Source organism: Humiphilus diazotrophicus (genome assembly GCF_059726315.1).
This window is the reverse complement of the sequence record NZ_AP040870.1, coordinates 5,784,535-5,799,320: the sequence shown is the minus strand read 5'-3', so window position 1 is coordinate 5,799,320 and position 14,786 is coordinate 5,784,535. Positions and strand designations below refer to the sequence as shown.

The 14,786-nt window shown below is 55.0% G+C and carries 8 protein-coding genes; 2 read left to right on the top strand and 6 right to left on the bottom strand.

Annotated features, from left to right (window positions below):
- Positions 1 to 124 precede the first annotated feature (124 nt).
- Both AC6I7T_RS23725 and AC6I7T_RS23720 read left to right on the top strand, forming a co-directional pair.
- Positions 125 to 4,513 (top strand): NACHT domain-containing protein, encoded by a 4,389-nt coding sequence (locus AC6I7T_RS23725; protein ID WP_497790236.1) that lies wholly within the window; start codon positions 125 to 127, stop codon positions 4,511 to 4,513.
- Positions 4,514 to 4,926: 413 nt separating this feature from the next.
- On the top strand, positions 4,927 to 6,042 hold the full coding sequence (locus AC6I7T_RS23720) for a hypothetical protein (RefSeq protein ID WP_497790235.1): 1,116 nt from the start codon (positions 4,927 to 4,929) through the stop codon (positions 6,040 to 6,042).
- Between the two features lie 96 nt (positions 6,043 to 6,138).
- Here the strand turns inward: AC6I7T_RS23720 and AC6I7T_RS23715 are convergent, their stop codons facing one another.
- The 6 genes from AC6I7T_RS23715 to AC6I7T_RS23690 form a co-directional block, all read right to left on the bottom strand.
- Positions 6,139 to 6,387: an SDR family NAD(P)-dependent oxidoreductase gene (locus tag AC6I7T_RS23715; RefSeq protein WP_497790234.1), complete on the bottom strand. Its 249-nt coding sequence runs from the start codon at positions 6,385 to 6,387 to the stop codon at positions 6,139 to 6,141.
- Positions 6,374 to 6,739, bottom strand: coding sequence for an SDR family NAD(P)-dependent oxidoreductase (locus AC6I7T_RS23710; RefSeq protein WP_497790233.1), 366 nt, complete (start codon positions 6,737 to 6,739; stop codon positions 6,374 to 6,376). The genes AC6I7T_RS23715 and AC6I7T_RS23710 overlap by 14 nt, the downstream gene beginning before the upstream one ends.
- Positions 6,740 to 7,078: 339 nt before the next feature.
- Positions 7,079 to 11,857: a trypsin-like peptidase domain-containing protein gene (locus tag AC6I7T_RS23705; protein WP_497790232.1), complete on the bottom strand. Its 4,779-nt coding sequence runs from the start codon at positions 11,855 to 11,857 to the stop codon at positions 7,079 to 7,081.
- An 8-nt stretch (positions 11,858 to 11,865) separates the two neighbouring features.
- Positions 11,866 to 12,204, bottom strand: a complete 339-nt coding sequence (locus tag AC6I7T_RS23700; RefSeq protein WP_497790231.1) for a CU044_2847 family protein — start codon at positions 12,202 to 12,204, stop codon at positions 11,866 to 11,868.
- Between the two features lie 1,164 nt (positions 12,205 to 13,368).
- Positions 13,369 to 13,830: a hypothetical protein gene (locus tag AC6I7T_RS23695; RefSeq protein WP_497790230.1), complete on the bottom strand. Its 462-nt coding sequence runs from the start codon at positions 13,828 to 13,830 to the stop codon at positions 13,369 to 13,371.
- 100 nt (positions 13,831 to 13,930) lie between these two features.
- Complete coding sequence (locus AC6I7T_RS23690; RefSeq protein WP_497790229.1) at positions 13,931 to 14,131, bottom strand: transposase; 201 nt, start codon at positions 14,129 to 14,131, stop codon at positions 13,931 to 13,933.
- Positions 14,132 to 14,786 lie beyond the last annotated feature (655 nt).

Sequence of the window (14,786 nt, the reverse complement as noted above, 5' to 3'; positions counted from 1 at the left end):
GTCACAAACGACCGTATGTAAGAGTGGTTTGGTCTATTATGATCCTTCCGCGGTCTAGACGAGGCCGCGTTTGTGAAGACAAAGGTAGAATCGCTATAACTGTTGATTCTGCGAGAACGATTTCGTGAGAGACGACTTCAGCCAACGAACAGTCAAGCTGCTTGCCAAGCGTGCCGGGAACGTTTGTTCGAACCCCGACTGTGGCCGGTCTACGGAAGGCGCTGCCGCGAGCCATGATGGCGTTATTAATATTGGCGTGGCCGCCCACATCACGGCGGCTGCACCCGGCGGGCCTCGATACGATTCGAGTCTCACCAGCGCGCAACGGAAGAACTATTCAAACGGAATCTGGCTTTGCCAGACAGACGGGAAAGTCGTCGATTCTGATGAGGGTCACTTCACCGTCGCGACGCTTCGTGAATGGAAGCGTCGTGCAGAAGAGAAATCGTTTTATGCGGTATCACGGCCGGGCGAAACACGGGAAGGGGTTGCCTCGGCCTCTCTGCTAGAAGATAACGATCATGCGTCTGCCGCGGAGGCATTGATTGCGGCTGCAACAGAGGATATTTCCGCATTCAAGCGGATTCAAGGATGGCTGGCGAATCCTATTGAACTGGGTTTGAAACTCACATACGGAGAGAATTCTCAGACCTTCCATGCCTCGTTACTCGCCAACGCAATTGACGCCTTCAACGAGATCGTCCTGATTGCGGCCCCTGGCACTGGTAAGACAACGACACTTCTCCAGATAGCAGAGGCAATTCTTTCTCTCGGGAAGTCAGTTGCCGTATTCATACCGCTGAATGAATGGTCCTTGGAGCCCCATTCGTTTCTGGCCTCCATCGCCCATCGCAATGCGTTTCTCGACGGTGGTGAAGCTCAGCTCGTGGAGCAAGCCCGCCAGGGCCAGCTGGTTCTGCTACTGGACGGATGGAACGAACTCGAATCGACAGCCCGTCAGCGCGCCAAGAGTGAAATCCAAAAGCTGAAAAGGGATTTTCCCGGCATCGGCCTCATTATTAGTGCGCGACGCCAAGCGCTGGATGTTCCAATCTCAGGCCCAGTGGCCCAGATTGAGCCTTTGAGTGACTACCAACAACTGGAGATCGCTCGTTCGCTTCGCGGCTCTGAGGGCGAAGCTATTCTTGAACATGCCTGGCGAACGCCGGGAATTAGGGAGTTGGTTTCGATCCCACTGTACTTAACTGCCTTGTTGGCGCATACCAGAGGCGAAAGACTGCCTACCAGCAAGGAAGAGGTTCTACGTTTATTCGTGACGGAGCATGAGCAGGACAGCGATACAGCAGAAGTGTTGCGCCGCGAACTGTTGGGCTTTCACGCAGAAATCCTAAGAGAACTTGCCGTTGGAGCAACTCGGTTGGGAACGACGACACTGGCCGACTCACAGGCACGGGCGGCAACCAAGCGCGTTGAAGATCGCTTGATTGCAGAGGGGCAGGTCAACGGGTTACCGCAACCAACGGCTGTTCTGGAATTGCTGGTTAGCCATCATCTATTAGTTCGGGCAGGAGGACTGTCGTTCCAGCATCAGCAATTTCAGGAATGGTACGCGTCTGTCGAGGTGGAAGATCTCATGAGGAAGGCGGCGGCGAGTGATAACGAGAGCAAGCTGAACTTGAAGCTGGGACCGTTGAATACCCGTGCCTGGGAGGAATCCGTCTTGTTCGCATGCGAGCGCGCGTCAAGAGCCGATGAGAATGGCTCCCTTGCGGTCGGCGCAGCTGTTCTCGAAACCATCCAGATTGATCCGATGTTAGCGGCTGAGATGATCAACCGGTCGGCTCCATCTGTGTGGGAGATGGTGAAGGCACAGGTCGTCGAATTTGCTGAACGGTGGCACAAGCCCGACACTGTGGATCGCGCGGTGAAGTTCATGATTACCACCGGCAAACCAGAGTTCGCGACCATGCTTTGGCCTTTGATTACGCACGAAAATGATCAGATTTACCTTAGCGCATTTCGCGCGACGTATCGTTTCCGGGCTTCTGTACTCGGCACCGATGTGGAACGGCAGGTAACGTCTCTGCCAGAAAGCCAACGAGCCAGGGTCATTTCGCAGATTGCTTTTGAAGGCGGCTTCGACGAGATGGAACTCGCCACCGGCATCGCCGTCAAGGATGATAGCTCGAAGGTCAAGATCGACGTGATTGAGGCACTCGACTTCCGGCGAGCTGACCTCTTCGCTGCTGATATTCTCCGTTCGGCTCCAGATGAAGTGTGGACCACGATTGCACGCAATAGCTATCCGATCCGAGTGCGCGATAGCGAAATTGCAGAACGGCTGGAACACGAGCGTACGCAGTTTATCGACGCTGAAACGGATCCGCTGCGGAAGCTCAATGCGCTTGTGGAATCCGGGCGTCAAGGACAACATGTAGCCGATTCGATTGGTGCGCTGATTGAGTCTGCAGAGTTTCCAGCGATGGATCAACATGCTACGTGGGCCATCAATGACGCCTATAGGGTCTTTCCGAGAGAATTGAAAGCAGCACTGCTCGGACGGATCAAAGCCGGACTCTCCATTCCGCATGCGGCAGAAGAATTATTACGCACGGAAGATGTTGGGATCGAAGATGGCCCCGCCGCAGCCTTTGTTGCGGACGAAGGCCAACCGATTTCCATCATTCCCGGTTCTCTCGGTGTTCTGGGGCCGGAGGCCGTCGGCAGGCTAATCGATAGGCTGATCGCGATGAGAGCAAGCCCGGAGAGCGCTGTTGCCTCCGACAGAAAATCAGCTGACGATTTGCGTGACTGGATTGTTGCAACGCAGCCAAGCTCTTTCGTGCGCGCGATCCTTCAGCGGGCCTCGACGACCGTGCCGAGTGTGATCGCCCTTTTGACGGATCTTATCAGCCGACATGGTGAGAGCATGGAACGTGAACCGTTCCAAGTTCCAGACGATCTTCGAGCGGACTTGAATGTAGCACTTATTGCATGGGGGGATGTCCTTCTAGCATCAGACGTCCCCAATCGGTCTCATCTCGCAAACCTCGCACAGGCGATCAGCCGAGTGTCACAGCCGGAGTTGGAGATGATTCTGGGCCGGATGCTCGCGACAGATTTGGCGCTCCGGCGTGAAGCTCAAGAGAAAATGAATACCGCCCGGGAGAGACGAGAGGCAGTCGACATTGCGCTCCGATCTTCTGCCATGATGGCTTACACGCTGCAATACAGGCGAGCATTTGTCAGCATGGGCGGCGACGAGGTCGTCGAACTGATGAAGTCGTATCTCCCAGACCTCGGTTATGACGGATTTGGCGTCGACGCCGCACACGTTTTACGTGATCTTTGGGAGAAAGAGCACCATCCATCCGACCCAAAGAAGCTTGTATTCGGCAAGGACTTTTCTCAGATCAGTGCAAGGAGATCTGAACGTGTGTCGGCAGACGGCACTTCGCCGAGCTCACCATATGCGGACGCAATCTTCGAGATTGTTGATCGTCTGATCAAGCCGGGAACGAGCGATCAGGAACATAGCCACGCATTGCAGTTGGCTACAGTCGCGCTTCAGATGCCCCATGGCGATCGGACTTCGACGCTGGATACTCTGCTTCGACTGGATCAATCGACGCGCGAAAAGCAGGCGTTAGTCACCGCACTGGTGCTGAGCGGTGAGGTAGTTCAGGCCGATATCGTCCTCGACGCTCTACGAGCTTCAGTGGCCGAATTGAAGGCGAAACGCTGGTTCGACCTCGAACAAGCCTGGTGGGAACTTGGGGGTTGGCTGGAACTCTTGCCGTTCACCGATCACCCGATGGCCACATTGGATGGACTCGATTTGCTGGAGCCTAATTGGCGGCAACCTTGGCGACTCCGCGGTGTGCTGACCGCCTTGTCCTATGCGCCGTCACCCGAAGCTGACGATGTGCTTCGAGAATTGCCCAGGAGAGACAAGCAATATCTGAACGATCACCACTGGGTTGGCTGTATGGAAAGGCGTTCTCCAGTGAACGCGGCGCGCACTCTCCTTGAGTTCATTTCAGAAGGTACCCTGTCAGCTGTCGAGATACGAGATAGATGGTGGTTATCCAAAAAAATCGGCAACGCGATTCAAGAGAACGCCGAACTCCGCGCAGCGGCATATCGCCAGTACGATTCATCCTCTACGGAGAACGAGAGGGATCTGTTGGAGGCATCGATAGCGGAGGGTGCCGACGAGGTGGGCGTGCTGGTTCTTGTTCACAGTTATGCGCGTCGGGGCGAGCTTTACTCCGGCACCATTGATGCCGCGATCCGTCACGCTGTTGTCGGAGAAGAGCCCTCCCAGGAATGGGCAGGCGCAAGAGATCTTTTTGGTATTGCGGTTCCATCCCTGCGCCAAGAGCTGTTCAGAATGGTCGATGGCGATTCGCCCGCATCTCAACTGGCTTGGAGGTGCCTGACTCACATCGACGAGTTGCGGGATGAGTATGGTGCCGTCGAATCAGAACCCAGGCATCCGGATATCGCTTCTGGTCGGCCCTGGCCCACTCCTTGTTTGAGTGATTGTTAAGACATCGCAGTGCTCTTGTGCCGCCCTGCTCCGGAAGTCCTCCATATCGTTTTTGGCTTGGACATATTCGCGATGTTTGTCCAAGAGCTTCAGACGTACAGGCTGCCTTCGAGAGATTTCAGCAAAGGAGCCGCAATGGAGCTGATGTTTGTCACAGAAAGGATCGGCGTTTGGAGCTTAGCTAATACCATTACAGCAAAGCTGCAGATCACACCCACACCCACCCTAGCTAGCAGCCTCAGCACCAATGGTTGATTAAATCTACTTCTTCTAGATAGGCGTCCGCGCTGGTCCGCCATGCCGACCGGTCTTGCGGAATAATCAGTTTTCATAAATCGCTTTGTCCGAACTCGAATCGTCGAGGCATTTTCGATTAGCATCGAATCAATCGAACCATGACGGGAGACAATGGATTGCTGAACATCACTGCTTACTTCCTGAGCCAGAAGCGACTTAGCGAAGTTTTATCCTCAGAGAGTCTTCTCGCGGCCCCTCATTTCTTCGACATCTCAGGACCAAGTAATGCGGGGCTTTCTAGAACCGCGGTGATCAATGCTTATGAGACTGCCACCATCGCCTGGCTCAATGAAAGGAAGTTTCCCTCGCTCGGACAATTGATCGCGGAGGGGCGTGTCGCCCCTGGAGCGTTTTTCACTCACGATGGTTCCTTCTTCGGGCGTGAGATCGAAGACGCTGCGATCCAATTTGCTGCTGAGGGTTACATGTCGAAGAAGCCCGTTCTGTGGACAAAGCTTGATGGCCTTCACGGAGGCGTGAAGCTTACGTTCCAAGCCCATCCTGACAACTACACGACCGGTTCTGCCCCTGGAGAGATGGCTGGCAAAAAACATCTTTTTGCTGTTGGCCGCATTACCGAAGTTACTGACGCGGATATTCAAGCGCAAGCCTATATCGTCGGTCGACTACATGAAGAGCCACGGAGAGGGATTCCTGTCATTGATCGATTCAACCGACTGCTTTGGAACATGGAGATCTTTACAAATCAGATCAATGAATTCGCACTCGGCTCCAAGGAGACGATGCCGACCCCGGCCGAATTGAAATTGCTGAAGTCGACCCGCGAAGAAGACGTGAAAAATGCGTTTGCAGAGATTTTGGGGGAACCTTTCGTTCCGCGGGACTGGGGCGGAGAACGATCTGATCTGGTCACGTCGAATCTGTCCATCGAAGGTGTGCGAGTGGTCGCTGCTTTCGCATTCAAGGGCAAGTCTGTACCGCGTCCCCTACGAATCAAAGATATGGGAGACAACGGCGACCAAGGAGGCCGCCTCTTTTCGGAGCCTGCAGACCTCGTCATTGTTCAGCATTGCGATCAGATCACTTCAGCTGTGCGAGAACTCATGCGCGCGTACGCGATGCGTCCTGCGCAGCTCAAGCCGTTCTGCTTGCTGAATGGGGCCGAAACGGTTCGAATTCTCCGCGCATACAACAAGCTCGGATTCACATCGCAACAGACAGAATCACGGGATATCGTCTCCGTTCACGATGTGGAAGATGAAGACTGGTAACTGTGTCGTCTCTCGTATGCAAATCTTGATAGACGACGGCCTTCCCACCTGGAAGGCTCCTAGACCAACGCCAAATCTCTAGTGCAAATCGCCATATCACTCATCGGTACGGATCAGTGGCCTCTCGCAGGGGAATTCAGCCCAGTCACAAACGACCGTTTGTGAGAGTGGTTTGAGCGCTGCTTGGGACGCGGCGTAAGGGATGGATTCGCCCTTAGGCCGCACGCCAGCGTGTGAGCTGATATTGACAACACACGCCGGTCGACCGCGCCCAGCCGCATCTCTAAGAGCTATTTCTGCCTCTGCCACAAGGCGAAACGGGGCCACGACGTTAATTTCGTACATCTCTTGCCAGACGGCGGGCAAAGCCGCCATAAGATCGGCATGGGGGAATAACGCTGCTGATTCCGGCGTTGTTGACTAGGACATCGAGGCGGCCCCAACGAGACACCGCCTCCCTTACGAGCCTGATTCTATCGGGATCCTCCGCCAAATCAGCTTGGAAGTAGATAGCGTTTCCAAGTTCAGCGGCTAGCGCACGCCCCTTATCAGTTGAATCACGCGAGTGCAGGACCACGGAATAACCCTCGCTGGACAACCGGCGGGCAATCGCAGCACCGATGTCGGAGGTCGAGCCGGTCACAAGGGCAACGGGCGTGGAACGATTCGCAGTCTGGTTCAGAGAAATATCTTCCATTGCTTAGCGTACGATTTTTGACGTTTGGTGTGGTGATCCCAAGGAGAACGGCAAAAACCCGATTTCCAGCACTACAGCACGGTTACTCGGGATAAACTTCTATTATCCGAAGTAACATTTTGAAACATATCCCTCCTGTATTGTGTAGCTTACTGAATCATTTGTGTATCAGTTTGCATAAGAAATGGCGAAATTGGCTCCTGCTTTTTTAGCATCGGAACCCACCTTTTTCAGGTGACTGAGTCGCCGCAGTATCATCTACCCTACCTACAAGTTTGCATGCTCTCTTTGATCGCATCGAAGCGCAGAAGCCCTCTTTTCAGAGGATCGCGACCAGGATTATCGCCAGGATTTACCAACTTCTACTATTGCTGTGGCCATTTCCTTGAGAGCATTTTGGCCACCAGTGGCTTCAATTGCAGGCACTAACACGGCTAGTGCTTTTGTCACGTGGCCGCGGTTGCAACGGCTGAGAAGCCGAAGCCAGAGATCCAGCTCGACATTGGCAGAGGACTTCCTGAGTTGACAAAAAGCAAGCCACTGCGCCGAAAGGGCTGAGATACCTTCCAAAGCTGCATCTTGATTGACGACTGCGAGTAAGTCCTTAGCTAGACTAACCTTTGTGTGTTCACTACATCTTTTTGCCACCGCACTCAACGCGTGGGCTCGGAAATAGTCATCCCCGATCTGCCGGGCCGCCTGTAGCGCTTCCTGCAACGCACTCTGGCGATCCTCCGTTCCCAGACGCTCCGCAACCGCACTCAACGCCTCGACCCGGGAATACTCATTCCCGATCTGCCGGGCCGCCTGCAGCGCTTCCTGCAACGCACTCTGGCGATCCTCCGCTCCCAGACGCTCCGCCATCGCACTCAACGCCTTGGCTCGGAAATTCTCATTCCCGATCTGCCGAGCCGCCTGCAGCGCTTCCTGCAACAACTCCCGATCCTCCGTTCTCAGACGCTCCGCCACCGCACTCAACGCCTTGGCTCGGAAATTCTCATTCCCGATCTGCCGAGCCGCCTGCAGCGCTTCCTGCAACAACTCCCGATCCTCCGCTCCCAGACGCTCCGCCACTGCACTCAACGCCTCGGCTCGGAAATTCTCGTCCCCGATCTGCCGGGCCGCCTGCAGCGCTTCCTGCAACAACTCCCGATCCTCCGCTCCCAGACGCTTCGCCACTGCACTCAACGCCTCGGCTCGGAAATTCTCGTCCCCGATCTGCCGGGCCGCCTGCAGCGCTTCCTGCAACGCACTCTGGCGATCCTCCGCTCTCAAACGCTCCGCAACCGCACTCAACACCTCGGCTCGGGATTTCTCATTCCCGATCTGCCGGGCCGCCTGCAGCGCTTCCTGCAACAACTCCCGATCCTCCGCTCCCAGACGCTCCGCCACCGCACTCAACACCTCGGCTCGGGATTTCTCATTCCCGATCTGCCGGACCGCCTGCAGCGCTTCCTGCAATGCACTCTGGCGATCCTCCGCTCCCAGACGCTCCGCCACTGCACTCAACACCTCGGCTCGGGATTTCTCATCCCCGATCTGCCGGACCGCCTGTAGCGCTTCCTGCAACAACTCCCGATCCTCCGTTCTCAGACGCTCCGCCACCGCACTCAACGCCTCGGCTCGGGATTTCTCATTCCCGATCTGCCGGACCGCCTGCAGCGCTTCCTGCAGCGCACTCTGGCGATCCTCTGTTCCCAGACGCTCCGCCACCGCACTCAACGCCTCGGCCCGGGAATCCTCATCCCCGATCTGCCGGACCGCCTGCAGCGCTTCCTGCAATGCACTCTGGCGATCCTCCGCTCCCAGACGCTCCGCCACCGCACTCAACACCTGGGCTCGGAAATCCTCATCCCCGATCTGCCGTGCCGCCTGCAGCGCTTCCTGCAACAACTCCCGATCCTCCGCTCCCAGACGCTTCGCCACTGCACTCAACGCCTCGGCTCGGGAGTTCTCGTCCCCGATCTGCCGGGCCTCCTGCAACGCTTCCTGCAACAACTCGCAATCCTCCGCTCCCAGACGCTCCGCCACCGCACTCAACACCTGGGCTCGGTATTTCTCATTCCCAATCTGCCGGGCCGCCAGCAGCGCTTCCTGCAATGCACTCTGGCGATCCTCCGCTTCCAGACGCTTCGCCACCGCACTCAACGCGTAGGCTCGGGCATACTCATTCTCGATCTGCCGTGCCGCCTGCAGCGCTTCCTGCAACAACTCGCGATCCTCCGCTCCCAGACGCTCCGCCACCGCACTCAACGCCTCGGCTCGGAATTTCTCATTCCCGATCTGCCGGGCCGCCTGCAGCGCTTCCTGCAATACACTCTGGCGATCCTCCGCTCCCAGACGCCCCGCCACCGCACTCAACACCTCGGCTCGGGATTTCTCATCCCCGATCTGCCGGGCCGCCTGCAGCGCTTCCTGCAATGCACTCTGGCGATCCTCCGCTCCCAGACGCTTCGCCACCACACTCAACGCGTAGGCTCGGGATTTCTCATCCCCGATCTGCCGGGCCGCCTGCAGCGCTTCCTGCAATGCACTCTGGCGATCCTCCGCTCCCAGACGCTTCGCCACCACACTCAACGCGTAGGCTCGGGCATACTCATTCTCGATCTGCCAGGCCGCCTGCAGCGCTTCCTGCAACAACTCGCGATCCTCCGCTCCCAGACGCTCCGCCACCGCACTCAACGCCTCGGCTCGGAATTTCTCATTCCCGATCTGCCGGACCGCCTGCAGCGCTTCCTGCAACACACTCTGGCGATCCTCCGCTCCCAGACGCTCCGCCACCGCACTCAACACCTCGGCTCGGGATTTCTCATCCCCGATCTGCCGGGCCGCCTGCAGCGCTTCCTGCAACAACTCGCGATCCTCCGTTCCCAGACGCTCCGCCACCGCACTCAACACCTGGGCTCGGGATTTCTCATCCCCGATCTGCCGGACCACCTGCAGCGTTTCCTGCAACAACCGTGATCTGTGCCGATTCACAGCCCCCGCAATCAGAAGAAGATACGCGACTTTTCTTCTTATGTCAGATTGTTGCGCGGCTATTACTTCTGCAAGCGTGGGACTAATCAAGCCTGCTTCAATACATTGCGCGAATAGCTTCCCCCCTATGTTCCGGCCCGTGGTCAGAATGCTTGATCGCATTAGTACGACACGAATACGTACTCCTAGTAATTCAGGAGCATTGGCTTGTAACCAAACTTTCTCCAGATCATTCAGGAATCCAGCCGGCGTTCCGTCGACTCGTTCCCACTCTTCGCACCAACGCCGATTTAACAGCAACAAAAACTCTGTACAAGAGGCGTTGGCTTTTTCCAGATGGGTCGAATACCACCGCACCGCATATTCGGATACTTTCGCTTCCGGGCAGTCCTGCAACTGCCGTACCGACCGTCTGCAATACTCCAACAATAGGTTTTCGTACCTCTGACGCTCGTCCTCATCGAGCAAGTCTTCACGCACGTAGTCGGCAAGCCTCGGATGACTGAACACATATCCTGTACCTCTTCCGTCTCCGACCAGCAGACGGCGGAGATCCTCCCCTGCGCGCGCGACTGCGCTACGCTCAGCCAATACCCCTGGCGCGATCTTTTGAATATCCTGCTGGTGTAGTGGACCAGACGCCACTGCGCACAAAGCCATCAGCGTTCGCACATGAGGCTCTCGCTCAGTTTTCTCCTCTCCCCAGAGATTTGCCTGATCTCGCAGCCATAACTTAAAAAAACCACCCAGGCCCGGCTCGATTTCTTTCAGTGCACGTTCGTCGACATCGATCGAACTGTCGAGATACGTCTGCAGTTGCTGCACATATAGGCTTACAACCAGTGGATCTCCCCCGCATTTCTCATACAACGTCTCTGTAACATCGAATTGTTCTGCCAGCGGTGCCAGCGGATTTCCCATCTGCCGCAAACATTCCGTCACTCCATCCTTATCCAATTCCCCCATCTGAAAAGCTGCTGCTACTCCACGCGGCTTCCATCCCAGTCGGTCCAGCCAATCCAGCGAGCCCATTGGACGTGCTGCTACCAGCGCACGAACATTTCCCTTCCTCTGTGGTGGGAGGAACTCTGTGCCCACTTCCCAACCGGCTGCTTCATCCAGTCCATCGATGACCAGCAGAAGATGTCTCCATTCCTCGCTGGCTCGATGAAGATATTTGTTGGTAACTTCGATTAGCTGGCCTATATCCTCGCTGTGCGGTCCCTGTTCCCGAAACAGATTTGCCAACCGAAAAGCCAGCGACTGGTACAACGCTGTCTTGGAGTTTGTTTGGTAGCGAGCGCTGATTGGGAAATAGATCAAATCGTAATCACACGATTTACTCCGCAAGCGGTCCACCCAGTGGGCAAGCAATGCCGATTTCCCAAGGCCAGCACGAACGGCAATTAAGCCGTATTGTGGGCTCGACTCGTTTTCCAACCAGACATCGAGAGCTTCCAGTTGTTCTCCACGGCCGCCGAACGGTACCGCGCTTTCCCTCGTTCCAAGATATTGAACCAGAAAGCCTTCCACTTGCCTCGCCCAGCTATCCGGCAGTCCTTGGAAAATATTCTGCCCCTCGGGCTCCGGCATCAGGATTCGCTGCAATTTCGCACCGTGAATTGCATAGCCGCCGGAAGGAGAGTGTGGGTCCCGGCTTACTCTGACCATTCCACAAACTTTGTTAGTCCTCTGATTCAAAAGGGGAGCACCGCTCATGCCGTAGTCGATAAGCGTATCGCGAAATTTGATCAGGCTGCGGCCATCGATCCCTTCGCAATGGCCCAGTGCTGGATCTCCCTGTGGCTTCTCCCTTGGATAACCAAATGCCAGTAGCGGGTCGTTGCTTTTGCACTGGCTATCGACCTCGGCATAGGAATGCTCGACAAAATCGATACGCAATAGCGCAGCGTCCTGAACTATTCCGGCTCCATTCTGTTCGTCGGTTCGCTCCTGACGGATGACCTCAGCATCGTATCGTTCGCCGTTCCACTCTATGATGGGGCGAGTTCCAGTCGGCAAATTCGCAATTACATGGGCGCAAGTTAGAACTTTGTCCTTCGCAACAAAAAAGCCAGTTCCCTGATCCGAACCAGCTAACACCCGGACTGTGATCCTTTTTAAATCCTCTTCTTCCATCCGGAGTTTCAGGCGTTATTCGCCTTTTCTCCTTTCCAGCAGAGGGTGATCTTTAGACTTGCTTTCCCAGAGCCTTTCACCCATAAGGCCGTGATTTGACCATGTTCAACGCCTAACTCCAGCCCAAACTCCACCGCAATCTCGTCGGGTTTCACCTTCGCCAGCGCATCCAGAGCCAGAGTCCCCATGCCTTCAATCGCCCCTCGCAAGGAATCGAGCGACAGCGCAGTTCGCAAGTCACCCAAGGCGGAGACTTCAACTTCTTTCGACCCTACCGCTTGGGCCTCTGCCCACATCTCAATTCCGTTGGGCAGTAGCACCCTTACCATCTCACTGCGTTCATTCATTACCAACCTCCGAGCCGGAATGTCGCTCATGCAAATTTCACGAATCGGAATCGCTGTTCCTTAACTGGGCGCCATTGTAACGTGGATCTCCGTAAGGCTACTGAAAGGCTGCAATTGTATGATCGTATGTGCGTGATGTCAGGACTGTCATGTTGTGCATGGCCTGCTCAGCTTGAAGGCTCGTGATACGCAGCAAAGTTAGCCTGATCAACTCGTTGACAGTCGATTGGCGGCATTGCTCGTCCACCACCGGAAACAACTGAACAAATCGCGTCGACCACTCAAAATAAATCACTTCGATACCTAAGCCTTTCAGCCTTCATCCTCGATTCAGGTCACAGCAGTCGAGTCCAATGACGCGTCGATAACGAATGCTGCATTTGGTTCCCCTGGAAGAGCCCGTCTGAGGGATTAGGGATGCCTAACTGATCAGTCGCATGGAGAGCCAACGAGTTAAGCGAAATTGGATTCTTCAACGTGATGTTCACCACACCCCTTGGTCGAGAATGGAGTCCTTTCAGAAAACGGAAACAAAAGCCCGGAAAGAGACAAATGACGCTGAATATAAAGAAATTACGAGGGTAAGCGTCGCGTGCTTGTTATTCGCATCCCGCAGCTTTGCAGGTTCCTGATTTTATTAACTGCGTGTCAGCAAAATGTATTTTTGCGATTCGTTTTCTCAAACGTTCCCTTCAATGATGCGAAATCTCTTTGCTATGTTCTGTGGCTGGCCGTCAAATTCGCGGTGCGTTTTTATCACGAATCTTGCACGGACGATTGACCCAACTTGAAGCGTGGTTTTTCCTCGGGAGAAGTACACCACAAGCCGGCCGTGCGGGTCCGAGAAGTGGAAACAAATTCCCTTTCCCTTTAGACTCAGATAGGGAAAGAGACCGACGCAACGCAACTCCATCTCGTGCTCGCCGTCAAGGTATGGGCGGTCGCTTCCGATGTACCCAGCGTTCACTTAGTGTGCCTCCTCCCATGCAATCATTGGCTGAATCACGCAAACTAGCGACTTATCGCGAATTGCCAGTTTATATCGGGTTCATTTCAGGAAACGGATCGGGGAGTACGCCAAGAGGAAATGTACTCTCCCGGTCCATGTTTTTATCCAGACTTCGGTGACTCCTCTCGAGAGGAGTCAAACACCAAGGTCAATATCTATCGTGTTGGATTTCGGATGATCTTATGTTGCCGAGGTATTGCTCCAGGTTGCCGGTCTGCAAGCCGGCCTTTGTACCATTCAGCCCTTCCATTCCCGTAGCCGACATAAAACCATTCAGGATTAGTATCAACCAAGCCTACCGCGCCTCTTAGCGTCAGGACACAATAAGCCTCTTTGTACTGGGTGTTTTCTCCAAACATCCCCAGAAGTTCGGCCGGATTGTAGTCAATGAGCACCCAGGTTCCAGGGGTGACAACTTGAGGGGTGAGATCGGACATACTTCTAGTTCCATCCGATGCAACTACCAGCATCCTGTCAACATAGAAAGAGTTCTTCCCTAGATTGAAACACGCAAAACACATGTCTTGCGGTGTATCCTCCTTCGCCGCAATCTCCACGACACCATTCGGTTTCGACTCGGCAACCCGGCACTCGCTAACCGAGAACTGCTCTCTCACCCAGCGAGCATCCATCCTTTGGTTTACGAGCTTATGCAGTTTTTTGCGATCAGTGCCATCAGCATCTCTCGAACCAGACCTGGATCTGCGGTCACGTGCTTCAGCCGGTTGTTTTCATCCGCGAAAGCCCGCGCAGCCTCTGTGCCTCGGTCGCATCCATCCCACTGAACCTTTCCTTCCAGGCATAGATGGTGTGCTTGCCTACCCCGTACTCGCGGCCCACATCCTCGGCTACCCGGTCCGCTTCTGCCTGCTTCAATGCCGTGATGATCTGCGTTTCGCTATGCTTGCTCCGACTCATAGATCCGCTCCGACTCTGAATATGAATATGAAAACCGTATCCCGTTGTGTACGGTTTTAGGCGGGCAGCCCAGTAGAATCCAAGATCCTCATACAATTCAGCAACCTTTACCAACGGCTCTTCAAGAACCGCAATCTTGTTCCACTAAAGCAGTTCCGAGGGGTTACACAGATTACATTCACGCTATTGGTTCTGCTCCCCCCGAAAACAGGCGAGTCGGAGAGCGGTACTATGCCAACAGAATCGGGGCTGCGGATCGGCGGGGTCAACGCAATATCTCCCAACTCCCTTTTGGCTTCAAGACGCCTCATCTTTGTCAAGGAATGGTCCCGATAAAAAGGCTTCCCCAATAGGCTGTCATGCACAAGCGGAGAAGGTAAGGCTCTCGTGTCTCAAACAGGAAACATCTTGCCCTCCTATTTTCCATTTGACTGGCGAGCCGTTGGGTGATACTACAGTTGTAATCTATTGTGGATGCCCAAGTGATCGCCTCAACCCGCACCCAACGGCGGCAGCTTATCTAAAGGTGTGAGCAGCTACTTTCACTCACGTAAACTCGAATGCCTGCTTAGTAGCTAAAGTGTCGGACTGCAGGTCCGATTTAGCACAAATATTCACAACCCCTCTGTGCTAGTTCTCGGTACAACCTGGAAGG